The sequence below is a fragment of the Curtobacterium phoenicis genome, from assembly GCF_047238015.1.
Classification (GTDB): domain Bacteria; phylum Actinomycetota; class Actinomycetes; order Actinomycetales; family Microbacteriaceae; genus Curtobacterium.
The window spans coordinates 2,858,071-2,881,415 of record NZ_JBDFLZ010000002.1 but is presented as its reverse complement, the minus strand read 5'-3'; the positions used below and the strand labels follow the sequence as shown (position 1 = coordinate 2,881,415).

Sequence of the window (23,345 nt, the reverse complement as noted above, 5' to 3'; positions counted from 1 at the left end):
TCGCCCCACAGCGTGGGCTGCACGATCGTCACCACACGATTCTCACCCCGCCCACCGACGTGACGGAAACCGACGCGCGGTCAGGACACCAGCGCGCGTCCCTCGGCGAACGCGACCAGTTCGTCGACACCGGCGGGGGAGAGTGCGTAGTCGATCGCGAGTGCCGCGGCCCCGTGCAGCGCCGCGTGCGATCCCGCGCGGGACTGCGCGATCACGAGGTGCTCGGTCGCGAGCGGCATCGACCGGGCGTACACGACCTCGCGGACGCCGGCGAGGAGGTGCTCGCCGGCGCGCGTGACCGACCCACCGAGCACGATCACCGACGGGTTCATGAGCGAGACGCAGGTGGCGAGCACCTCACCGATGTCGCGGCCGGCCTGGCGGACCGCTGCGATGGCGTCGAGCTCGGCGCGCGCCACGAGGTCGACGACGTCGCCGCTCGTGTGGACGTCGTGGCCCTTCGCCCGGAGCGCGCGGGCGATCGCCGGTCCCGAGGCGACGGCCTCGAGGCAGCCGGTGTTGCCGCAGTGGCAGGGGATGTCCTCGGCCCGGCCGACGCGGACGTGACCGATGTCGCCCGCGGTGCCCTGGGCGCCGCGCTGCAGCACGCCGTCGGACACGATGCCGGACCCGATGCCGGTGGCGACCTTGACGAAGAGCAGGTGGTCGACGTCGATCCAGCCGCGCTGCCGTTCCCCGAGCGCTGCGATGTTGACGTCGTTGTCGAGGAGGACGTGGGCGGCGACGTGCTGTCGGAGCCAGCCGGGCACGTCGAAGCCGTCCCACCCGGGCATGATCGGCGGGTTCGCCGGCCGGCCCGTGGAGAACTCGACGGGACCGGGAACGCCGATGCCGATCGCGATGACGTCGTCGCGGGCACGGCCCACCTCGGCGAGCAGCTCGTCGATGACGGAGACCAGCCACGACAGGGTCGGCACCGGTCCGGCGGCGATGTCGATGCGCGCGTCGCGCGAGGCGAGCGGCGCCCCGGTGAGGTCGGTCACGGCGACCCGTCCGTGCGAGGCGCCGAGGTCGGCGGCGACCACGAGTCGTGCTCGGGGGACCAGCGCGAGCTGCGCCGGAGGGCGTCCCCCGGTCGAGGCGGCGGTCTGCACCGGGCCGACGAGCCCGACCTCGACGAGGGCGTCGAGGCGCACGCCGATGGTGGAGCGTGCCATCCCCGTCAGGGCGGCGAGCTCGGCCCGGGTCCGTGGCACACCGTCACGGAGGATCTGGAAGAGCTCGCTCGTCCCGACCGGCGGCGACGCTGCCGTCCGAGCCAAGTCGACCATGCGGCGAGTAGAGCACACATCGAACAGGTCGCGCAACGAAGTGCGTCGAAGTGTTCGCGACTTTTGCTTGACCGCTGTCAGAAGTGGTCATAGTGTGACGCTCGGTCAGTGACGACCACACCGTCTCGACGAGGAGAACCCCTGGTGACACAACCGCTCTCGGTCCAGCTCTACACCGTCCGCGACGCCCTCTCGGCCGATCTGCCCGGCACGCTGCAGCGCATCGCCGACATCGGCTACACGAACGTCGAACTCTTCGGCTACGTCGACCGAGCCGCTGAACTGCGCGACGCGCTGGCCGCCGCCGGGCTCGTCGCCCCGAGCGGACACGCGCGACTGCTGGATGCCGGCGAGCAGGACCTCGAGGCGATCTTCCACGCGAGCGTCACGACCGGCATGACGACCCTCATCGACCCGCACATCGACGAGGCGCGCTGGACCACCCGCGAGGACGTCGAGGCCATCGCCCGCGAGCTGAGCGAACTGGCCCCCCGCGCCGCGGACCACGGACTGACCCTCGGCTACCACAACCACGCGTTCGAGTTCTCGAACCGCATCGACGGCGTCTCCGCCTACGAGGTCTTCGCGGACGCGCTGTCCGACGACGTCGTGCTCGAGCTCGACACCTACTGGGTGACGGTCGGTGGGGACGACCCCGTCGCGATCATCGGCAAGTACGGCGACAAGGTGCAGTTCCTGCACGTCAAGGACGGCGACGGTTCGCACGACGACAAGAAGCAGGTCGCGGTCGGCGACGGCGTCATGCCGGTCCGCGAGATCGTCGCAGCGGCGCCGGAGGCACTCCACGTCGTCGAGCTCGACGACCACGAGGGCGACGTGTTCCAGGCCGTGGCCGACTCGTACACGTTCCTGCAGGGGGTCCGCGCATGACGACCGACACGACGGTGGGCACCACGCCCGCGACGGACGTCACTCGCCGCACCGGCCCGGTCGGCGTCGGGGTCATCGGTGCCGGCGTCATCTCGGACCAGTACCTCTCGAACCTCACCGTCTTCCCCGACGTGACGGTCCACTTCATCGCCGACATCGACCTGCCGCGCGCAGCCGCCCAGGCCGAGAAGTGGGGTGTCCCGGGCTCCGGCACCGTCGAGGAGCTGCTCGCGCACGACGACATCGAGATCGTCGTGAACCTGACGATCCCGGCTGCCCACGTCGAGGTCGCGGAGCAGATCCTCGCGGCCGGCAAGCACGTGTGGGGCGAGAAGCCCTACGCCCTCGACCGCGAGAGCGCGACCCGGCTCCGGGACGCCGCCGTCGCGGCCGGCACGACCGTCAGCGTCGCACCCGACACGTTCCTCGGCGCCGGTCTCCAGACAGCGCTGCGCGCCGTGCGGGACGGTCGGATCGGCGCGCCCCTCAACGGCCTGACGCTGTTCCAGAGCCCCGGCCCCGAGTCCTGGCACCCGAGCCCCGAGTTCCTCTTCGCGGTCGGTGCCGGCCCGCTGTTCGACATCGGCCCGTACTACCTGACGACCCTCGTGCAGGTGTTCGGCCCGGTCTCGAAGGTCACCGCCACCGCGTCGAAGGCCCGTGCGACCCGCGTCATCGGCTCCGGGCCGAAGGCGGGGACGGAGTTCCCGGTCGAGGTGCCGACGAACCACTCGGCGCTCATCGAGTTCGCGAACGGTGGCAGCGCGCAGAGCGTCTTCTCGTTCGAGTCGACCCGCGGCCGCACCGGCTTCGTCGAGATCGCGGGGGAGACGGGCACCCTCGTGTTCCCGGACCCGAACAACTTCGACGGCGACACCGAGCTGTACGCGGCCGGTGCCGACGAGCCCGAGACGATCCCCGCGGTCGGCTCCACCTACTCGCGCGGCACCGGCGTGGTCGACCTCGCCCGCTCCATCCGCGCCGGTGTCGGCAACCGGGTCCCCGGTGCCCTCGCCTTCCACGTCCTCGACGTGATGGTCTCCATCGCCGAGAGTGCCGAACGCGGGGAGGCGGTGCTCGTCGAGAGCACGGTCGACCCGTCCCCGACCCTCCCCGAGGGCTGGGACCCCGCGGAGTCGACCCTGGCCTGACGGCCGCGGACGCCCCGTACACAGCAGCACCCGACAGCACCATCTCAACGACGAGAAAGAGAGAGTCATGCGCACTGCCATCCGCGCACTGGCCATCACCGCGGCCGCGGCACTCACCGTGACCGGCCTCGCGGCCTGCTCCTCCGGAGGCTCCGGTTCGTCCGGCGACTCCAAGACGCTCACGTACTGGGCGTCGAACCAGGGGACGTCCCTCCAGAACGACAAGGAGGTGCTCACCCCTGTCCTCGAGAAGTTCACCAAGGAGACCGGGATCAAGGTCAACCTCCAGGTCATCGGCTGGAACGACCTGCAGACGAAGATCACCACTGCCGTCACCTCCGGTCAGGGTCCGGACGTGGTCAACATCGGCAACACCTGGGCGACGTCGCTCCAGGCCACCGGCGCCTTCCAGGAGTTCGGTTCCTCGGAGATGAAGGCGATCGGCGGTGCCGACAAGTTCGGCAAGGTCGCGCTCTCCACCGGTGGCGCGCCCGGCAAGACCGTCACGAGCGTCCCGCTCTACGGTCTCGCGTACGGCCTCTACTACAACAAGCAGATGTTCAAGGACGCCGGCATCGAGGCGCCGACGACCTGGGAGCAGCTCGTCACCGACGCCAAGAAGCTGACGACCGGCGGCAAGTACGGCTTCACCATCGCCGGCGGCTCGTACACCGAGAACTCGCACTTCGCGTTCATCAACTCGGCGCAGAACGGCGGCGAGTGGTTCGACTCGAAGGGTGAGCCGACGTTCACCCAGAAGGCGAACGTCGACGGCATCAAGCGCTACCTCGACCTGATGCAGACCGACAAGGTCGTCAACACGTCGAACGCGCAGTACGACAACGGCACGCAGGCGGTCTCGGACTTCGCGAACAAGAAGGCCGCGATGATGCTGACGCAGAACAACGCGAACGCCACGATCACCTCGAACGGCATGAAGTCCGACGAGTTCGGCGTCGTCCCGTTCCCGGCGCCCGAGGGTGAGAAGGACATCGCGTCGTTCCCCGCCGGCATCAACCTGTCCATCTTCAAGAACACGAAGAACAAGGACGGCGCCCTCAAGTTCGTCAAGTACATGACGAGCGCGGACACGCAGGCCACGCTCGACAAGCCGTACTCGGCGCTGCCGGTGCTCGCCTCCGCTGCTGACTCGGTCAGCGACGAGCAGACGAAGACGTTCCTCGACATCTACAACAACAAGGCCAAGCCGCTCCCGCTGGTGCCCGCCGAGGACCAGTTCGAGTCGACGGTCGGCAAGGCGATGAACGACATGTTCGCCAAGATCGCCACCGGCGGCACAGTGTCCGACAGCGACATCAAGTCGGCGCTCCAGACCGCCCAGGACCAGGTGTCCCAGGCTGCCGGTTGATCCGCCTGGAGGCCCGGGTCGCGTCCGCCAGGACGCGCCCCGGGCCTCCACCCCTCGCGTCCACCCCGTGGACGTGACGGTCACAGCACCCCACCCGGCCACGCGCCGGGGGTGAGCCGATCGGCTCACGCACGCCGCGCCTCCCGGCCGCTGCCCCGGTCGTCGCGCCGCACCCGATCCTCCACCTCGCCGAAAGGCCCCGCATGTCCACCTCGGTCCTGCCTGATTCCGAGCGCATCGACCTGACCCACACCAAGGCGCCGACCCTGTCGGGGCCCCAGCCGGGTCGGAAGCCGAAGCGTCACTGGCTGCCGTACGCGCTCGTCGCGCCGGCGATCCTGTTCGAGCTGCTCATCCACATCGTCCCGATGCTCACCGGCATCTGGATCTCGTTCATGCAGCTCACCAAGTACTTCATCGCGAACTGGGGAGCCGCTCCCTTCGCCGGGCTCCGGAACTACTCGGTCGCGATCGACTTCGACCAGGCGATCGGCCAGGGCGTCCTCAACTCGTTCCTCATCACCTGCGCGTTCACGATCCTGGTGGTCGGCCTGTCGTGGACGTTCGGGATGGCGGCGGCGGTCGCGCTGCAGAAGCCGTTCAGGGGGCGCGGCCTCTTCCGCACGCTCTTCCTCGTGCCGTACGCGCTGCCGATGTACGCGGGCATCATCACGTGGAAGTTCATGTTCCAGCGGGACTCCGGCGCGATCAACCACGTCCTCGTCGACCAGCTGCACCTCTTCAGCGGCCAGGGACCGTTCTGGCTGATCGGGTCGAACGCCTTCGTCTCGGTCGTCGTCGTCGCGATCTGGAAGACCTGGCCGTTCGCGTTCCTCATGCTGATGGCCGGCCTGCAGTCCGTGCCGAACGACGTCTACGAGGCCGCCTCGGTCGACGGTGCGAAGCCGTTCCGCCAGTGGCGCTCGATCACGCTGCCGATGGTCCGTCCCGTCAACGTGACCCTGGTGCTCGTGATGTTCCTCTGGACGTTCAACGACTTCAACACGCCGTACGTCCTGTTCGGCTCGACCGCGCAGCCCCCGGCCGCGGACCTGCTGAGCTTCCACATCTACAACGCGTCGTTCATCACCTGGAACTTCGGCTCCGGGGCCGCGATGAGCGTCCTGCTCCTCATCTTCCTGCTCATCGTCACGGGCATCTACCTCGCCGTGACCAACCGGAGGTCCGTCCGTGCGTGAGACAGTCGGCGCCAAGTCGTTCAAGATCGTCACCATCGTCCTGCTGACGCTGTTCACGGTCGTCCCGCTCTACGTCATGATCACGACGGCCATGAAGCCGCTCGGCGACGTCCAGAACAACTTCACGTGGATCCCGTCCACGATCACGTTCCAGCCGTTCATCGACATGTGGTCGACCGTCCCGCTGGCGAAGTACTTCGTCAACTCGCTCGTGGTCTGCACGGTCGCGACGCTGTTCTCGCTCATCATCGCCACGTTCGCCGCCTACGGGGTCTCGCGGTGGAACTTCAAGGGCAAGAGCACGTTCACCACCGCCGTGCTGTCGACCCAGATGTTCCCCGGCGTGCTGTTCCTGCTGCCGCTGTTCCTCATCTTCACGAACCTCGGCAACACGCTCGGCATCCAGCTCGTCGGGTCGTGGACCGGCCTCATCATCACCTACCTGACGTTCACGCTGCCGTTCTCGATCTGGATGCTCGCGGGCTACTTCGAGACCATCCCGCGTGAACTCGACGAGGCCGCGATGGTGGACGGCTCCGGACCGATGGGCGCCCTGTTCCGGGTGATCCTGCCGTCGGCCCGGCCGGGGCTCGTGGCGGTCGGGATCTACTCGTTCATGACCGCCTGGGGCGAGGTGCTCTTCGCCTCGGTGATGACGAACGGCGACGGGCAGCTGCTCGCGAACGGTCTGCAGCAGTACTCGACGCAGACCAACGTGTACTGGAACCAGATCATGGCGGCGTCGCTCGTGGTGTCGGTCCCCGTGGTGGTCGCGTTCCTCATCGTGCAGCGGCAGTTCGTGGCGGGTCTGACCGCCGGCGCGGTGAAGTAGGCGCCACCACCCCCGGGAGGCGCGGTGCGGGTCGGACCCGCACCGCGCCTCCCGTCGATCTGCCGCGCGACGCTTTCGTGAAAGCGACTGATCGGCGCGTGCGGACGCGCGCAGACTGTCGCTTCCGGACGCCCGCCGCCGAGCTCGGACGCGAAAGCGACAGATGCCCACGGCACAGGCCCGCACCATGTCGCTCTCGCGAGGGCGACATGGTGGTGGCACCGCGACACCTCCCGCCAGGAACCGACAGGATGGACCCATGAGCGAACCCCGCGGACGGCAGCTGCTGCCGGGTCAGACCAGCCGCGTGCACGTGTACGACGTCGGGTCACGGACGAGCCGACTCGTGTTCGAGTCGTCGACCGTGCTCGTCGAGGCTCCGAACGTCCTCGACGACGACACCATCGTGCTGAACGGGGACGGCGACCTCTGGCTGCTGCGCCTCCCGGAGCCGGGCTCCGTGCTCGACGAGACCGCGCTCGTGCCGGTCCCGATGCCCGGTGTCGAGGAGATCAACAACGACCACGTGCTCGACCCGTCGGACGGCTCGGTCGTGGTCAGCGCGCGGAACGGCGAGCTCTACCGGGTGCCGCTGCCCGACGGGGGCGCAGCGACGCAGCTGACCGACACGACGACCGCGCTCCCGACGACGCGGAAGTTCTACCTCCACGGCATCGCTCCGGACGGGAGCGCCCTCGCGGCGATCGTCGGCGAGCGCAGCCCCGACGGCGTCTGGACCACCGACGTCGCGAGCGTCGACCCGACCACCGGCGAGCCGACGTTCCGCACACGTGACGGGTTCCCCGACGACGGGTGCACGATCACGCCCGACGGCGGGACCTGGCTGTTCAACACCGAGCGCTTCACCCCGGGGACAGCGCAGCTCGCGAGCCTCTGGCCGGGCCAGGACGAGCCGGTGCGGATCACGAACGACGACCGGGTGAACTGGTTCCCACACCTGTCGCCGGACGGGTCGCACCTGCTGTACCTCTCGTACGAGCCCGGCGTGCAGGGGCATCCGGCCGACCACCGCGTGGAGCTGCGGCTGCTGCCGGGGGTGCTCGTGCGGGGAGCGCGGATCGCCGTCCTCCCGGAGACGCTCGTCACGCTCGACGGCGGGCAGGGGACCGTGAACGTGCCGCCGTGGTCGCCGGACTCGCGGTGGTTCGCGTACTGCGACTACCCGGTGGGCGGGTAGCGCGAGGGGGCCCACCCGAGACTCGCCTCGGCGGACGATTTCGCGGCAACCAGACCGCGAAACTGTCCGCCGGGCCGAGACTCGGGCTGCTCGGGCTGCTCGGGCTGCGTGGGCTGCGCGGGGCGCGCGCGGGCTGCGCGGGGTGCGCGGGCTGCGCGGGCTGCGCGCGGGCTGCGCGGGGTGCGCGGCTGCGCGGGCGGCGCCCGGGCGCACCTACACCTCGCGGACCTGGCCCTGCTTGATGTGCAGCCGGCGCTCGGCACGCCGTGCCACCCACGAGTCGTGCGTGACGATGACCACGGTCAGCCCGCGCTCCTTCCACTGCCGCTCGATGAGCCCCATGATCTCGTCGCGCGTCCCCTCGTCGAGCGCGCCGGTCGGCTCGTCCGCCAGGAGCACCGACGGGTTCTTCACGAGCGCCCGTGCGATCGCGACGCGCTGCTGCTGGCCGCCGGAGAGCTCGGCCGGCAGGTGGTCGAGCCGCTCGCCGAGGCCGACGTCGCGGAGCGCCGCCGTCGCACGTTCGCGGATCTCGGCCTTCGACCGGTTCGCGACGGACCCGGCGAACGCCGTCTCGACGTTCTCCAACGCCGTCAACGTCGGGATGAGGTTGAAGCTCTGGAACACGAACCCGATCTCGGTCGCCCGCAGGTCGGTCAGCGCGCCGTCGCCGAGCCTCGCCACGTCGTGGTCGCCCAGCACGACGCTCCCGGCACTCGGCCGGTCGAGCGCGCCGAGCATCTGCAACAGCGTCGACTTGCCGCCGCCGGTGGGCCCCTGGATCGCCACGAGCTGCCCCTGCGGGATCGTCAGGTCGACGTTCGTGAGCGCCGTGACCGTCCGCTTCTTCTGCCGGTACGTCTTGCTCACGTTCTGCAGGCGGTAGATCGGCCTGGAGGCACGGCTCGCGTCCGGCGCGGACGTTGCGGTCGCTGGTGTGGTCACGGTGGCTCCTGTCGTGTCGGTGGTGGTGGGTGTCGCCGGGTCGGCGCCGGTCGGTCCGGACGCCCCGGGGACCGTGTCGGCTCCCGGTGCGGGGTGGACGGGGGTCGCGCCGGGGCGTGGGGCGGGCATCAGGCGACGCTCCGCAGGGCCTCGGCGGGCCGGAGCCGGCTCGCGCGCCAGCCGCCGAGCGCGCCCGCGATGAGCCCGCCGAGGATCGCCAGGCCGATGGCGACGAGGATGACCTCGACGGTGACGGGCGCGTGCAGGACGACGTCGGTCGTGCTCGCGGTCGAGGCGCCGCCGCCGAAGCCGCCCGCCGGTGTGCCGCCGGTCGTACCGTTCCCGGCGGCTGCGGTCGCCGCGCCACCGGGCATGCCCCCGCCGCCGGCGCCACCGCCGCGCGTCGAGGACGTGGCGCTCGCCGAGACCGTCGGGGCGATGACGTTCACCACGAGGATGCCGACGAGCCCGACCACGGCGCCGAGCACGCCGCCGATGAGGCCCTGGACGAGCGACTCACCGGCGACCTGGCGCGTGATGCGGCCGTTCGACCAGCCGATCGCCTTGAGTGTGCCGAACTCCCGCGTGCGTCGCGTGACGCCGGAGATCGTGAAGAGGATCGCGATGAGGAACGCCGCCGCGAGGACGACGACCGACAGCCACGTGCCGAGGTTCGACACGAGCGTCGACGCGGTGCTGAGCGAGCCGGAGACGCTCGACGCGAGGTCGGCCTCGGTCGACACGGTCGCGGTCGAGAGCTTCTGCTGGAGGGCGGTCTTGATCGTGCTCACGTCCGACGAGGACTCCGCGGAGACGTAGATCGAGGTGACCTTGCCGTCGAGGTCGGCGAGGGACTGCGCGGTGTCGAGGGGGATGTAGGTGTTCGACCCGGTGGTGCTCGACGATCCGGTCGACGCGACGATGCCGATGACGGTGAACTTCGTGCCGCCGATCTCGAGCGTGTCCCCGACGGTCTTGTCCTCGCTCTTCGCGTAGGAGCTGTCGAGCACGACGACGTCCTTGCCGGCGTCGGCCGACGTGAACGTCCGGCCCTTCGTGGTCTCGGTGCTCGTGAGCGGGCCGACGGTGTCGCCGGAGACCGGGATGCCCGTGACGGTGAAGGAATCGACGGAGAACGACCCGCCGCCGAAACCGCCGCCCTCGCCGCCGCTCGGCGGGCCCTGCTGCGCGCCGCTGCTGCCGGAGGAGCTGCTGCCGCTGTTGTTCCCGGTCGAGCTGCTCCCGCTGCTGTTCTGCTGCACCTTGCCGGAGAACGTCGTGTCCTCGAGCGTGAGCACGCCGGTGGCGGCCTTCACCCCGGCGGTCGACGTGACCGTGGAGAGGTTCGACGCGTTCAGCGTGCTCGTGCCGCGGGCGACCGCGAGCCGGGACTGCGAGAGGTCGGTCGACCCGCTGTCGCTGCCCGATCGGCTGCCGAAGTCGAAGGACGGTCGTCCGGTGCTCGACGACGACGGCTGCTCGGTCTTCGTGACGGTGATGTCGGTGCCGACGCCGTACACGGACGACAGGACGCTCGACTGGGCGGACTTCACGCCGCTCGCGATCGACGACACGATGACGACCAGGGCGATCGCGAGCGCCATGCCGACGGCGATGATCACCGTCTGCTTCCGGCGGTTCGTGAGCTCGCGCCTGAGGTAGGTCAGGAACATGGTTCTCCTCGGTGTTGGGGACGGGGAGACCGTATGGAGGCAGTCGATGAGCCGCGCTGCTCGTTCCGATGGATCAGCTATGAGGAATGATCCACAGGGCGGACATCGGAGCATCTCAGACCGCTCATAGGAAACGCTCGATACTCGGTTTTGTGACCATCTCCCAGCCTGCCGCAGCCCCGCGCCTCACACGTGCCGACGGATCCCCGTTGCGCATCCTCGTCGTCGACGACGAGGCCAGCCTCACCGACCTGCTCTCCATGGCGCTCCGCTACGAGGGTTGGGACGTCAAGAGCGCGAACGGCGGGCAGGACGCCCTGAGCACCGCTCGGGAGTGGAAGCCCGACGCGATGGTGCTCGACGTGATGATGCCGGACCTCGACGGCCTCCAGGTCCTCAGCCGGCTGCGCCAGAACAACGACGACACCCCGGTGCTGTTCCTCACCGCGAAGGACTCCGTCGAGGACCGCGTCACCGGCCTGACCGCCGGCGGCGACGACTACGTCACGAAGCCGTTCTCGCTGGAAGAGGTCGTGGCACGTCTACGAGGCCTCATCCGTCGCTCGCAGATCTCGATCTCCGAGGCCGGCGACTCCCGCATCGTCGTCGGCGACCTCGTGCTCGACGAGGAGTCGTACGAGGTCTCCCGCGCGGGTCGGCCGATCGAGCTCACCGCGACCGAGTTCGAGCTGCTCCGCTTCCTCATGCGGAACCCCCGCCGCGTGCTCTCGAAGGCGCAGATCCTCGACCGGGTGTGGTCGTACGACTTCGGCGGCAAGAGCTCCGTCGTCGAGATCTACATCTCCTACCTGCGCAAGAAGATCGACGCCGGTGAGACCCCGATGATCCACACCGTGCGGGGCGTCGGGTACGTCATCAAGCCGACGTCCTGAGGTCCGGCGCAGTGACCCTCCGTCGACGGCTGGTCCTCAGCATCGTCGCCCTCGTCGTGGCCGTCAGCGCGGTCATCGGCGCGGGCAGCATCATCGCGCTCGCGTCCATCCAGACCGGCACGATCGACTCCCAGCTGTCGAAGGCGACCGAGCGTGCGAGCACGAAGTTCGGCGAGGGACAGCAGAACCCGAACGGGCAGCGGCCGAACGACGACGCACTGGCCCCGCTCGGACAGGCGGCCGGCACGCTGACCGCCTACTACGGCACCGGTGGGGTGGCTGCCGGCATCGTCATCAACGAGGACAGCTCCCGGTCCCAGCTCACCACCGACGAACTGCAGCGGCTCGGGCAGGTCAAGGTCGGGGTCGAACCCGCCACCCTCGACCTCGGCGGCGCGCTCGGGAAGTACCGGGTCGCGGCCGTGCAGGTCGACAACCCCGTCGTGGGGAACGCCGTCCTCGTCGTCGGGCTGCCGATGTCGCCCGTGTACGAGAGCGTCTGGTCGCTGCTCCTCGTGGTCGTGGTTGTCGTGGGGCTCGCCCTCGTCGCCGGGTCGGTCGTCGCCGCGGTCGTCGTCCGGCGCTCGCTCCGACCGCTCGAACGGGTCGCGGAGACGGCGTCCGCCGTCGCCCGAATGCCCCTCGAGCGCAGCGACGCCCTGCAGGACGTCCGGGTCCCGGACGCCGACCCCCGCACCGAGGTCGGCCGCGTCGGTGCCGCGTTCAACCGCATGCTCGGCCACATCGGCGGGGCCATGCAGGCCCGGGAACGCTCCGAGCAGAAGGTCCGGCAGTTCGTCGCGGACGCCTCGCACGAGCTCCGCACCCCGCTCGCGTCCGTCCGGGGCTACGCCGAACTCACCCGTCGGATGGGCGCCGACCTGCCGGAGGACGTCGTCTACGCGATGAGCCGGATCGAGTCCGAGTCGAAGCGGATGACGAGCATGGTCGAGGACCTGCTGCTCCTCGCACGCCTCGACGAGGGCCGGGAGATCCAGTTCGAGGACGTCGACCTCACCGGGCTCGTGCTCGACGCGGTGAACGACGCGCACGCGGCCTCGCCCGGGCACGTCATCGAGGTCGACGTGCCCGAGGAGCCGGTCGAGGTGCTCGGCGACGCAGCCCGGCTCCACCAGGTCATCGTCAACCTCGTCACGAACGCCAGGACGCACACCCCCGAGGGCACCCGGATCACGGTGGGCATCGCCCGCGTGTCCGACGGTGTCGACCTCACCGTGCGGGACACCGGCCAGGGCATCGATCCCGAGTTCCTGCCGAAGCTGTTCGAGCGGTTCGCCCGCGCCGACAGCTCACGCTCGCGCACGGTCGGGTCAACGGGGCTCGGGCTCGCCATCGTCGACGCCGTCGTGCAGGCGCACGGCGGTCGGGTCGAGGTCACGAGCGAGCCGGGGGACACCGTGTTCACGGTCCACCTGCCCGTCGCGCCGCCGTCGGCTGCCGAGGGCGGCGCGGCCGACGCGTCCGCAGAGGGCGACCCGGCGGACTGGTCGGAGACGCCCGAGGCCGCTCCCGCGGCCACCTGACGGCCTGGAGACACGGTGCGGGCCCGCCCCGCGCCTCCCGGCCGTCGTTTGGTGACGCCTGCGGCGTCTGGTACAGTTCTCGAAGCCAAAGACCGCCGGATGTCGCTGCGCTCGCAACGTGTTTGTGAACGCCGCGACCGAAGGTCCTCCAACGTGAGGCATCCCGCGCAGGTGTTCCGAACCACTCCCGCCGTTCCGGTGGGGGCAGCTCCGAGCCTCTGTGCGCCGGAGCTTTTTTCGTTCGTGGGCCTGGGGCTACCGGCAAGAAACCCCCAAGGAGAACCATGGCGAACAAGGAAGCTGCGGTCGCCGAGCTCACGGAAGCATTCCAGAGCTCGAACGCCGTTCTGCTCACCGAGTACCGCGGTCTCACGGTCGCGCAGCTCAAGGAGCTCCGCAACTCGATCCGTGAGCACGCCACGTACGCCGTGGTGAAGAACACGCTGACCAAGATCGCGGCGAACAACGCCGGCATCTCGTCGTTCGACGACGAGCTCGCCGGTCCGTCCGCTCTCGCCTTCGTCCACGGTGACACCGTCGCCGTCGCGAAGTCGCTGCGTGCATTCGCCAAGGCGAACCCCGAGCTCGTGGTGAAGGGTGGTTACTTCGACGGTAACCCGCTCTCCGCGACCGAGGTGGACAAGCTCGCCGACCTCGAGTCCCGTGAAGTGCTGCTCGGCAAGCTCGCCGGCGCCTTCAAGGCCTCGCTGTTCGGTGCTGCGTACCTGTTCCAGGCACCCCTCTCGCAGGCCGTCCGCACCGTGGACGCCCTCCGCGAGAAGCAGGAGTCCGCGGCCTGATCAGGCACGCGTTCCACAACCACACCACGCATTAGCAAGTAGGAGAAAATCATGGCGAAGCTTTCGCAGGACGAGCTCATCGAGGCCTTCAAGGAGCTCACGCTCATCGAGCTCTCGGACTTCGTGAAGAAGTTCGAAGAGGTCTTCGAGGTCACCGCTGCTGCCCCCGTCGCGGTCGCCGCGGCCGGTGGCGCTGCTGCCCCCGCCGAGGAGGTCGAGGAGAAGACCGAGTTCGACGTCGTGCTCAAGTCGGCCGGTGACAAGAAGATCCAGGTCATCAAGGAGGTCCGTGGCCTCACGTCGCTCGGCCTCGGCGAGGCCAAGGCGCTCGTCGAGACCGCTGACGCCAAGATCCTCGAGGGCGTCAACAAGGAGACCGCTGACAAGGCGAAGGAGGCCCTCGAGGCCGCCGGCGCCACGGTCGAGCTCGCGTAACTCCCGACCCATCAGGTTTGAAGGCCGTCGCCCCTCGGGGCGGCGGCCTTCGTCGTGCGCGGGGCGCGGCGGCGGGCCGTGCGTGGTCTGCGGCGGGGTCCGCGCGGTTGGCCGAGTCTCGGCTGGGCGGACACTTTCGCGGGCCTGAGGCCGCGAAAGTGTCCGCTGGGCCGAGTCTCGTTCGTCAGAGCCGAACGCCGTGCGAGCGGAAGAGCGCGCGGAAGCGGTCGAGATGGACGAGGTGCCACCAGGTCGGCCGGATGACCGCGGTCACTTCGGGCTGGCGCCGGAGCCGGTCCTCGCGCAGCTTCTCCCGCCAGAGGGCGTCCTCGGCTGAGAGCCCGGCGCGCATGGACGGGTCCGTGTACTTCTGCTTCCCGTCGAACTCGACGATGACACCGAGATCGGGGAGCCAGAAGTCGACGCGGTCCGACCCTCCGCCGTTTCGGAACACTCGTTGCGGTTCGATGCGTTCCACTCCGCTCTCACGGAGCCGGACGGCCGTCAGCGATTCACCGGGCGACTCGTGTCGCGCGTCCAACGAATCGGCGACGAGCTGAGCGCGACGGGAGCCCCGACTCGGTCCGAGCGGCAGTGCTCGCCGGAAGTCCTCGACCGTCAAGGCGCCGCAACGAACCGGGTGGTCGACGGCGACGGCTGCCATGTGTGGCTCGCTCGTCAGCGCCACCGCGACGGCGGTCGTGAGCACATCCGTGACCGGCACTCCATCGAACCGAGCCGGCGCGGTCCCGAGCGGGACGGGGAGGTGCCCGTGCGAGACCACTCCTGCTCGGTGCTGGACGCCCGGAACGGACGGGTCGACGACGTGGACACGGTCCGGTAGTGGTCCGACGAAGGGCCATCCGTGGATGAGCGCGGCCGTCTGATGCGAGAACGTCGCCGACGAGCCGAGCACCGGTGCCATAGCCCACGCGCGAACCAGGTGCCGGTCCGACTCCGACAGCGACCGCCAGTGCTGCGTGTCGATGTAGGTCCGGGCGTGGAGTCGGACGAGCTTGCCGGCGGCGTGCAGCCTCCGGAGCCGTCGCGCAGTAGATGGGTCCGAGACGGCAGCGCGGACGATCGGTGGTCGTGTTCGGTGGTATCGCATCCGGCCACCGTGGCGTGCAGAGACCCGTACGCAGCAGGAGCGAGCGGGTGCGTGGACAGTTGCTCGTCGTCGCGGACCTGTGGACGAGTGCCGAGACTCGGCGGCGCGGACACTTTCGTGGGTTCCGCACCGCGAAAGTGTCCGCGGAGCCGAGTCTCGGTGCGCAGCGGGGTCGCGGGCCGCGTCAGCGCAGGGTGCTGTGGCGGCGGCCCCAGAGGAGGTAGAGCGCGGCGCCGACGAGCATCCACACGCCGAACGCGATCCACGTGCCGGCGCCGAGGAACACCGCGAGCAGCACGCAGCACAGCGTCCCGAGCACGGGGACGACCGGGAAGAGGGGGACCCGGTAGGAGCGCTCGAGCCCGGGCTGCGTGCGGCGGAGCACGATCACGGAGACGTTGACGAGGGCGAAGGCCACGAGCGTGCCGATGCTCGTCGCGTCGGCGAGCTCACCGAGCGGGACGAGGGCGGCGACCACGGTGACGACGATGCCGACGATCAGGGTGTTCGCGACCGGGGTGCCCGTGCGGTGCGACACCCGGCCGAAGACCTTCGGCACGAGGCCGTCGCGCGCCATCGTCAGGAGGATGCGCGTCTGCCCGTAGAGCACCGTGAGCACGACGCTCGCGATGGCGATCACGGCGCCGACCGAGAACACCAGCGCCACCCAGGGCTGGCCGGTGACCTCGACGACGATCCGGACGAGCGACGCCTCGGAGTCGGAGAAGGACGTCCACGTGCGAGCGCCGATCGCCGCGATCGCGACGAGGATGTAGAGCGCAGTGATCAGGGCGATGGAGCCGATGATCGCGCGGGGGAGGTCGCGGCGCGGATCCTTGGCCTCTTCTCCGGCGGTGGAAGCGGCATCGAAGCCGATGTACGAGAAGAACAGTCGCGAGGCCGCGGCGGTGACGCCGGCTGCGCCCATCGGTGCGAGGGGTTCGAAGTTGCCGGCCCGGAAGGCGGTGAAGGCCACCACGACGAAGAACACCAGCAGTGCGATCTTCACGATCACCATGAGCGTGTTCACCCAGGCGCTCTCCCGCGCGCCGGGCAGCAGGACCACCGTCGCGAGGAGCACGAGGACCGCCGCGGGCAGGTTGACCAGGCCACCGTCCCCGGGCGGGGCGGAGATCACCGCGGGCAGGTGCAGTCCGAACACGCGGAGGGTCTCGTCGACGTACTCGCTCGCCCCGACCGCCACCGCGGCGACCGACACCGCGTACTCGAGGACGAGGCACCAGCCGCAGACCCAGGCGATGCCCTCGCCCATGGTCGCGTACGTGTAGGAGTAGCTCGAGCCCGACGTCGGCACGGCACCCGCCATCTCGGCGTACGACAACGCCGAGAGCAGCGCCGCGACACCCGCGAGGACGAACGAGATCCAGACGGCGGGCCCGGCGAGCGGCACCGCGGTGCCGAGCACGACGAGGATGCCGGTGCCGAGGGTCGCGCCGACACTGATCATCGTGAGGTGCCAGACCCCGAGCGAGCGGCGGAGCGGCTCACCGTTGACACCCCGGGCGGCTTCGGCCCGGAGGTCCTTGATCGGTTTGCGGCGGGCGAGCTGCTGCCGGAGAGACACGGGGGACTGCGCGGACGACATGGGACCTCGGGGTGGCAGGACGGGGACGCCCGATGGTGGCATGCCCCCCGTGCGGGGTCAAACCGACGGCGACGATGTCGTTCCCCGGCGGTACCGTTGCACTGGTCGACGCAGGAGGCACACGCATGAGCATGGGACACGGTGGACGCGGCCCACGCCCCGGAGGACGGATCTCGAGCGGCGACTACGCCGCGCAGAAGGCCGCGAACGCCGAGGCGCCTCGGATCCCGCACCTGCTGCAGCGCATCTCCGGCCTGTTCGTGCCCCACCGTGCGTCGATCGTGCTGACGGTCGTGCTGGTGCTCGTCGGCGCGGCGCTGTCCGTGATCCCGCCGCTCCTGACCCAGCGCGCCTTCGACGAGGGGCTGTTCCCGAAGGGCGGGGGTGGTCCCGACCTCCCGGTCCTCTACGCCCTGGTGGCGGGCATGGTCGGCCTGTGGATCGCGAGCGCCGGCATCGGCGTCTGGCAGACCTACCTGACCGCGACGGTCGGCAACAAGGTCATGGGCGCGATGCGGATGCGGCTCTTCGGCCACCTGCAGCGCATGGAGCTCGCCTTCTTCACCCGCACCAAGACCGGGGTGATCCAGTCTCGGCTGCAGAACGACGTCGGCGGCGTCGCGAGCGTCCTGAACAACACGATCTCCTCGGTGCTCGGCAACACCGTGACGGTCATCGCCGCGGTCGTGGCGATGCTGCTGCTCAGCTGGCAGATGACCCTCGTGGCGGTCGTGCTGCTCCCGCTGCTCGTGATCGCCCAGCGTCGCGTCGGGCAGGTGCGTGCCCGCATCGCCGCACAGACGCAGGAGTCGCTGTCGGACATGACCGCGATCACGCAGGAGGCGCTGAGCGTCTCCGGCATCCTCCTCGCGAAGAGCTTCAACCAGCAGCGCAGTGAGACCCAGCGCTACGGCGACGAGAACCGCAACCAGATCCAGCTCCAGGTCCGACAGCAGATGTCCGGTCAGTGGTTCTTCGCCATCGTGCAGATCTTCCTGTCGATCATCCCGGCGATCATCTACGTCGTCGCGGCCTGGCTGATCATCGGCGGCGTCCCGATCACGGCCGGCACGATCGTGGCGTTCACGACGGTGCAGTCCCGCCTGCTCTTCCCGACGGTCGGCCTGCTGCGCGTGGTGCTCGACCTCCAGACGTCGGGCGCCCTGTTCGCCCGGATCTTCGAGTACCTCGACCTGAAACCGGCGATCACCGACTCCCCGACGGCGAAGCCGGTCGACGAGTCCCGGCTCGGACACGTCGCCTTCGACCACGTCACGTTCGCCTACCCGGACGGCGAGCCCGACAACCCGACGCTCCGCGACGTCTCCTTCGAGCTCCAACCCGGCCAGTTCGCGGCGTTCGTCGGGCCGTCCGGGGCGGGCAAGACGACGGTGTCGTACCTCGTCCCGCGGCTCTACGAGGCGACGGGCGGCAGCGTCCGGTTCGCCGGTGCCGACGTCCGCGACATCGAGCACGAGGACCTGATGCGGCACGTCGGGATCGTCAGCCAGGAGACCTACCTCTTCCACGCGTCGATCGGCGACAACCTCCGCTACGCCAGACCCGACGCGACCGACGCCGAGCTCGAGCAGGCGGCCCGAGCGGCCAACATCCACGAGACGATCGCCTCGTTCCCCGACGGGTACGACACGATCGTGGGGGAGCGCGGCTACCGGCTGTCCGGCGGTGAGAAGCAGCGCATCGCGATCGCGCGGGTGCTGCTCAGGGACCCGCCCGTCCTGGTCCTCGACGAGGCGACGAGCGCGCTCGACTCGATCTCGGAGCGGGTGGTGCAGACGGCGCTCGACACCGCCGCCGCCGGCAGGACGACCATCTCCATCGCCCACCGGCTGTCGACCGTCCGCGACGCCGACGTCATCTTCGTGCTCGACCACGGTCGCATCGTCGAGCAGGGGACGCACGACGAGCTCCTCGAGCTCGGCGGCACCTACGCGACCCTCCACCGCCAGCAGAACCTGCCGGTCGGCGCCTGATCGCTGCTAGCCCACCTGGACGCGCGGTGGCGCGGGCGGACTGGAGGCACGGTGCGGCAGGGAGCACCACTCCCGTCCGCGACGGAACGGCGGGACCGGCGTGGCGGGCAGACGCCGCGCCCCCGTCCGTCCTCCGTCCCGTCGTCCGGTCGAACCCGCAGCTCGCCCGTGACACCGGTGCCGTCATCGACCGACGGCACCAGGACGTCGCGGACACGATCGCGGCCCGGGCCGGTCAGCTGCAGCCGGGCGTCACGTCCGGGGGAGCGTGAGGGACGCCCGCCTAGACTCGGGCGCGTGCGTTACGCGAACTCCGTCGTCGACCTCGTCGGCGACACCCCGCTCGTCAAGCTCAACCGGGTGACCGAGGGCATCCACGCGACCGTCCTCGTGAAGGTCGAGTACCTCAACCCCGGCGGATCGTCGAAGGACCGCATCGCCACGCGGATCATCGACGCGGCCGAGGCATCAGGCGACCTCCGCCCCGGCGGCACGATCGTCGAACCGACCTCGGGCAACACCGGCGTCGGGCTCGCCCTCGTGGCGCAGCAGCGTGGCTACCGGTGCGTGTTCGTGCTGCCGGACAAGGTCGGCGAGGACAAGCGGAACGTGCTCACCGCGTACGGCGCCGAGATCGTGGTCACCCCGACCGCGGTCCCGCCGGAGCACCCCGAGTCGTACTACTCGGTGTCCGACCGGCTCGTGCGGGAGATCCCCGGCGCCTACAAGCCGAACCAGTACGCGAACCCGAACGGCCCGCGCAGCCACTACGAGACCACCGGCCCGGAGATCTGGCGCGACACCGAGGGGCGGATCACGCACTTCGTCGCCGGCGTCGGCACCGGTGGCACCATCTCCGGCACCGGGCGCTACCTCAAGGAGGCCTCGGACGGACGCGTCCGCATCGTCGGCGCGGACCCCGAGGGCTCGGTGTACTCCGGCGGCACCGGCCGGCCGTACCTGGTCGAGGGCGTCGGCGAGGACTTCTGGCCCGCCGCGTACGACGCCGGGGTGCCGGACGAGATCATCGCCGTCACGGACGCCGAGTCGTTCGCGATGACCCGGCGGCTCGCCCGCGAGGAAGGCCTGCTCGTCGGCGGCTCGAGCGGCATGGCCGTGGTCGCCGCGCTCCGGGCCGCCCGCGACCTCACCGAGGAGGACGTCGTCGTGGTGCTCCTGCCCGACGGCGGCCGCGGCTACCTCGGCAAGATCTTCAACGACCGGTGGATGCGCTCGTACGGCTTCGCCGAGACGGACGACGCCCGCACGGTCGGCTCGATCGTGGCGGGGAAGGACGGCCGGTTGCCCGACCTCGTGCACGCCCACCCCTCCGACACCGTGCGCGACGTGGTCGACATCATGTCGAAGTACGGCGTCTCGCAGATGCCGGTCCTCAGCGCGGAGCCGCCCGTCGTCATCGGCGAAGTCGTCGGGGCCGTCGCCGAGAAGGACCTCCTCGAGCAGGTGTTCACCGGCGCGGCGTCGATGACGGACGCGCTCACGCCGTTCGTCGGGGACCCGCTCCCGCTGATCGGCATCGGGGAGTCCGTGTCGGCAGCCCGGCGCGCCCTCGAGACCGTCGACGCGCTGCTCGTCGTCGAGGACGGCAAGCCCGTCACGGTCCTGACCCGCCACGACCTGCTCACGTCCCTGTCCGAGTGACCGACCGCCGGACCGCCCGTCCGTCCGACCGCCCGTCTGCCCGCCCGAACGACCGAGGAAGCACCAGCATGACCGAGTTCAGCACCCGCGCCGTCCACGCCGGCCAGGAGCCCGACGCCGGGACCGGCGCCGTCATCCCGCCGATCCACGTCACGTCCACGTACGCGCAGGACGGCATCGGGAACATGCGCGCCGGCTACGAGTACTCCCGCGGCGGCAACCCGACCCGCGACGGTCTGCAGACCCTGCTCGCCGACCTCGACGGTGGTGTGGCGGCGTACTCGTTCGCGTCCGGCCTCGCCGCGGAGGACGCCCTGCTCCGCGCCTACCTCGAGCCCGGGGCCCGCGTCGTCATGGGCAACGACGTGTACGGCGGGACGCACCGCCTCGTGAACCGGGTGCACGTGCCGTGGGGCGTCCAGCTCGTCGTGGTCGACATGAGCGATCAGGACGCCGTGCGGGCCGCGCTCGAGGGTGCCCCGGCGAAGACCGTGCTCTGGGTCGAGACGCCGACGAACCCGCTCATGAAGATCGCCGACATCGCCGCGCTCGCCGAGCTCGGGCACACCGCCGGGGCACTCGTCGTCGTGGACAACACGTTCGCGTCGCCGTACCTCCAGCAGCCGATCGCGCTCGGCGCGGACGCCGTCGTGTACTCGACCACGAAGTACCTCGGCGGCCACTCGGACGTCGTCGGCGGGGCGGTCGTGCTCGCCGACGAGGCACTGGCGGAGCGGGTGGCGTTCCTGCAGTTCGGCGCCGGGGCGATCTCGTCGCCGTTCGACGCCTTCCTCACCACCCGCGGCATCAAGACGCTCGCAGTCCGGATGGAGCGGCACTCCGCGAACGCGCAGGCCGTCGCCGAGTCGCTCGTCGGCGCCCCCGGCGTCGAGCGGGTGTTCTACCCGGGGCTGGCCGACCACCCTGGGCACGACGTCGCGGCGCGCCAGATGCGGAGCTTCGGCGGCATGCTGTCCCTCTCGCTGTCAGGCGGTGCCGCCGCGGCGAAGCGCTTCGCGGAGTCGACCGAGGTCTTCACGCTCGCGGAGTCGCTCGGCGGCGTCGAGTCGCTCATCGGGTACCCGAGCGAGATGACGCACGCGTCGGTGCGGGGGACCGAGCTCGAGGTGCCGGACGACGTCGTGCGGCTCTCGGTCGGCATCGAGGACGCCGACGACCTGATCGCGGACCTGCAGCAGGCCTTGAAGCGCTGACGCGTCGGCGCGCCGACGCGCGGACAGGCTGGCGCGCTGACGAGACGACCTGGAGGCTCGTGACGGCGCCGCCACGAGCCTCCCGTTCGTTCCCTCCCGGCCCCGCGACCGTCGCCCGCCGCTCCTAGGATGGTGCGGTGAGCACCGCCGCCCCGACGAGGACCAGCATCTTCAGCGGGCGCTACGCGCTCGCCACCGTCGGCATGGTCGCGATCGTCGCCGTGGCCGCGTTCCAGAACCTGGCGATGACCACGGTCATGCCGGAGATCAGCCGCGACCTCGACGGTGAGACCCTCTACGCCCTGGCGTTCGCCGCGCCGCTCGCTGCGGGGGTGCCGGGCATGGTCCTGGCGGGCAACTGGACCGACCGCTCCGGGGGCCGCCTCGTCGCGTGGGTGTCCGCCGCGTTCTTCGCGATCGGCACCGCGCTGGTGATGACCGCGCCGACGATGGAGGTCTTCCTCGCCGGTCGGCTCGTCGAGGGCTTCGGCGCGGGCGCGATCGACGTCGTCCTCTACGTGCTCGTGGCGCGGATCTTCCCGGACGAACTGCACGGGCCGGTGTTCGCCGGGTTCGCCGCGGCGTGGGTGCTCCCGGCGCTCGTCGGACCGGCACTCGCGGGCATCGTGACCGACGTCTGGGGCTGGCACTGGGTGTTCGCGGGCGCGCTCGCCATCGCGGTCGTCGGGTTCAGCGTGCTCGTCCCGACCCTCCGCCGCCTGCACCCGCCGGCCGCCGAGGTCCGGGCGCCGTGGCAGCGCGTCCGCATCGGCTGGTCGGTGGCCGCCGCCGTCGCGATCCTGCTCCTCAACGTCGCTCCGGACCTCGGCGCGTGGGCCCGTGTAGCGGCGGTGGTCATCGGCGTCGTCGGCACCTGGGCGGCCCTGCGCCCGCTCGTCCCGACGGGGACGTTCCGCGCCGCGCCGGGCCTGCCGTCGGTCGTGCTGCTCCGGGGCCTCGTCGCCGGGTCGTTCTTCGGCAGCGAGGCGTACGTCCCGTTCCTCCTGCAGGCGAAGCACGGGCTCTCCGCGTCCACCGCCGGCCTCGCGCTGACCGTCGCCGCGCTGAGCTGGGCCGGCGCGAGCTGGCTGCACGGACGGCTCGGAGAGGCCCGGCTGACCGCGGCACGGACGTTCGCCGTGGGCCTCGGCCTCGTGCTCGTGAGCCTGCTCGCCGCGTTCGCCGTCGCGACGTTCGACCTGCCGTGGTGGGTGCTCGTCGTCGGCTGGTTCGTCGGGGGAGCGGGCATGGGGGCGATCTACCCGCGGACGTCGATGCTCACACTGCGGTTCTCGGGGGAGGGCGACGACGGCTTCGCGTCGAGTGCGCTCACGATCGCGGACGCCTCCGGCAGCGTGGTGGGCCTCGCGCTCACCGGGCTGCTCTTCGTCGGGACCGGCGGAGCGGACACGGACGTGTCGTTCCCGCTCGTCTTCGGTGGCATGGTCGTCGTGTCACTGCTCGCGTGGACGGCGGTCCGCCGCCTCGGGCCGGTCCCGCCCCCGTCGCCACCCACGGTCGACGGGTAGCGTGGCC

Annotated in this window: 19 protein-coding genes; 14 read left to right on the top strand and 5 right to left on the bottom strand. The window is 70.6% G+C overall.

The annotated features are described in order from the left end of the window. Window positions 1-80 precede the first annotated feature (80 nt). Window positions 81-1,292 carry an ROK family transcriptional regulator gene (locus ABC270_RS13640; RefSeq protein WP_412881286.1) on the bottom strand — a complete coding sequence of 404 codons (1,212 nt, stop codon included), beginning with the start codon at window positions 1,290-1,292 and terminating at the stop codon, window positions 81-83. Between the two features lie 144 nt (window positions 1,293-1,436). On the opposite strand from ABC270_RS13640, the gene ABC270_RS13635 reads away from it, so the two are divergent. From ABC270_RS13635 to ABC270_RS13610, 6 genes are all read left to right on the top strand, one after another. Beyond that, window positions 1,437-2,183, top strand: a complete 747-nt coding sequence (locus ABC270_RS13635; RefSeq protein ID WP_412881285.1) for a sugar phosphate isomerase/epimerase family protein — start codon at window positions 1,437-1,439, stop codon at window positions 2,181-2,183. Next, window positions 2,180-3,334 (top strand): Gfo/Idh/MocA family protein, encoded by a 1,155-nt coding sequence (locus ABC270_RS13630; RefSeq protein WP_412881284.1) that lies wholly within the window; start codon window positions 2,180-2,182, stop codon window positions 3,332-3,334. Before ABC270_RS13635 ends, ABC270_RS13630 begins: the two co-directional genes overlap by 4 nt. A gap of 67 nt (window positions 3,335-3,401) precedes the next feature. Beyond that, window positions 3,402-4,703: an ABC transporter substrate-binding protein gene (locus ABC270_RS13625; protein ID WP_412881283.1), complete on the top strand. Its 1,302-nt coding sequence runs from the start codon at window positions 3,402-3,404 to the stop codon at window positions 4,701-4,703. Between the two features lie 203 nt (window positions 4,704-4,906). Then, window positions 4,907-5,902 carry a carbohydrate ABC transporter permease gene (locus ABC270_RS13620; protein WP_412881282.1) on the top strand — a complete coding sequence of 332 codons (996 nt, stop codon included), beginning with the start codon at window positions 4,907-4,909 and terminating at the stop codon, window positions 5,900-5,902. Continuing rightward, the gene (locus ABC270_RS13615; protein ID WP_412881281.1) at window positions 5,895-6,734 is read left to right on the top strand and encodes a carbohydrate ABC transporter permease; all 840 of its coding nucleotides are present in this window, start codon (window positions 5,895-5,897) and stop codon (window positions 6,732-6,734) included. Before ABC270_RS13620 ends, ABC270_RS13615 begins: the two co-directional genes overlap by 8 nt. 259 nt (window positions 6,735-6,993) lie before the next feature. Beyond that, window positions 6,994-7,932 (top strand): TolB family protein, encoded by a 939-nt coding sequence (locus tag ABC270_RS13610; RefSeq protein ID WP_412881280.1) that lies wholly within the window; start codon window positions 6,994-6,996, stop codon window positions 7,930-7,932. 213 nt (window positions 7,933-8,145) lie between these two features. Here the strand turns inward: ABC270_RS13610 and ABC270_RS13605 are convergent, their stop codons facing one another. Then, window positions 8,146-8,820, bottom strand: coding sequence for an ABC transporter ATP-binding protein (locus tag ABC270_RS13605; RefSeq protein WP_412882095.1), 675 nt, complete (start codon window positions 8,818-8,820; stop codon window positions 8,146-8,148). A 185-nt stretch (window positions 8,821-9,005) separates the two neighbouring features. Beyond that, the gene (locus ABC270_RS13600; RefSeq protein ID WP_412881279.1) at window positions 9,006-10,550 is read right to left on the bottom strand and encodes an ABC transporter permease; all 1,545 of its coding nucleotides are present in this window, start codon (window positions 10,548-10,550) and stop codon (window positions 9,006-9,008) included. A 152-nt stretch (window positions 10,551-10,702) separates the two neighbouring features. On the opposite strand from ABC270_RS13600, the gene ABC270_RS13595 reads away from it, so the two are divergent. The 4 genes from ABC270_RS13595 to rplL all read left to right on the top strand — a co-directional run bounded on the left by ABC270_RS13595 (window position 10,703) and on the right by rplL (window position 14,222). Next, entirely contained in the window at window positions 10,703-11,443 is a 741-nt protein-coding gene (locus tag ABC270_RS13595; RefSeq protein WP_096897817.1) for a response regulator transcription factor, read from the top strand. A gap of 11 nt (window positions 11,444-11,454) precedes the next feature. Beyond that, entirely contained in the window at window positions 11,455-12,987 is a 1,533-nt protein-coding gene (locus ABC270_RS13590) for a sensor histidine kinase (RefSeq protein WP_412881278.1), read from the top strand. A gap of 284 nt (window positions 12,988-13,271) precedes the next feature. Continuing rightward, window positions 13,272-13,787, top strand: a complete 516-nt coding sequence (rplJ, locus tag ABC270_RS13585) for a 50S ribosomal protein L10 (protein WP_290131240.1) — start codon at window positions 13,272-13,274, stop codon at window positions 13,785-13,787. Window positions 13,788-13,838: 51 nt separating this feature from the next. Next, window positions 13,839-14,222 carry a 50S ribosomal protein L7/L12 gene (gene rplL / locus ABC270_RS13580; RefSeq protein ID WP_114849690.1) on the top strand — a complete coding sequence of 128 codons (384 nt, stop codon included), beginning with the start codon at window positions 13,839-13,841 and terminating at the stop codon, window positions 14,220-14,222. A 184-nt stretch (window positions 14,223-14,406) separates the two neighbouring features. On the opposite strand, the gene ABC270_RS13575 is transcribed toward rplL, so the two are convergent. Continuing rightward, window positions 14,407-14,700, bottom strand: a complete 294-nt coding sequence (locus ABC270_RS13575; protein ID WP_412881277.1) for a hypothetical protein — start codon at window positions 14,698-14,700, stop codon at window positions 14,407-14,409. An 817-nt stretch (window positions 14,701-15,517) separates the two neighbouring features. Beyond that, complete coding sequence (locus ABC270_RS13570) at window positions 15,518-16,939, bottom strand: APC family permease (protein ID WP_412881276.1); 1,422 nt, start codon at window positions 16,937-16,939, stop codon at window positions 15,518-15,520. Window positions 16,940-17,064: 125 nt separating this feature from the next. Between ABC270_RS13570 and ABC270_RS13565 the strand changes: the two genes are divergently transcribed. From ABC270_RS13565 to ABC270_RS13550, 4 genes are all read left to right on the top strand, one after another. After that, entirely contained in the window at window positions 17,065-18,933 is a 1,869-nt protein-coding gene (locus ABC270_RS13565; RefSeq protein WP_412881275.1) for an ABC transporter ATP-binding protein, read from the top strand. Window positions 18,934-19,230: 297 nt separating this feature from the next. Next, window positions 19,231-20,595 carry a cystathionine beta-synthase gene (locus tag ABC270_RS13560; RefSeq protein WP_412881274.1) on the top strand — a complete coding sequence of 455 codons (1,365 nt, stop codon included), beginning with the start codon at window positions 19,231-19,233 and terminating at the stop codon, window positions 20,593-20,595. A 68-nt stretch (window positions 20,596-20,663) separates the two neighbouring features. After that, entirely contained in the window at window positions 20,664-21,809 is a 1,146-nt protein-coding gene (locus ABC270_RS13555; RefSeq protein ID WP_412881273.1) for a cystathionine gamma-synthase, read from the top strand. A gap of 137 nt (window positions 21,810-21,946) precedes the next feature. Beyond that, window positions 21,947-23,338 carry an MFS transporter gene (locus ABC270_RS13550; RefSeq protein ID WP_412881272.1) on the top strand — a complete coding sequence of 464 codons (1,392 nt, stop codon included), beginning with the start codon at window positions 21,947-21,949 and terminating at the stop codon, window positions 23,336-23,338. The last annotated feature ends 7 nt before the right edge of the window (window positions 23,339-23,345 follow it).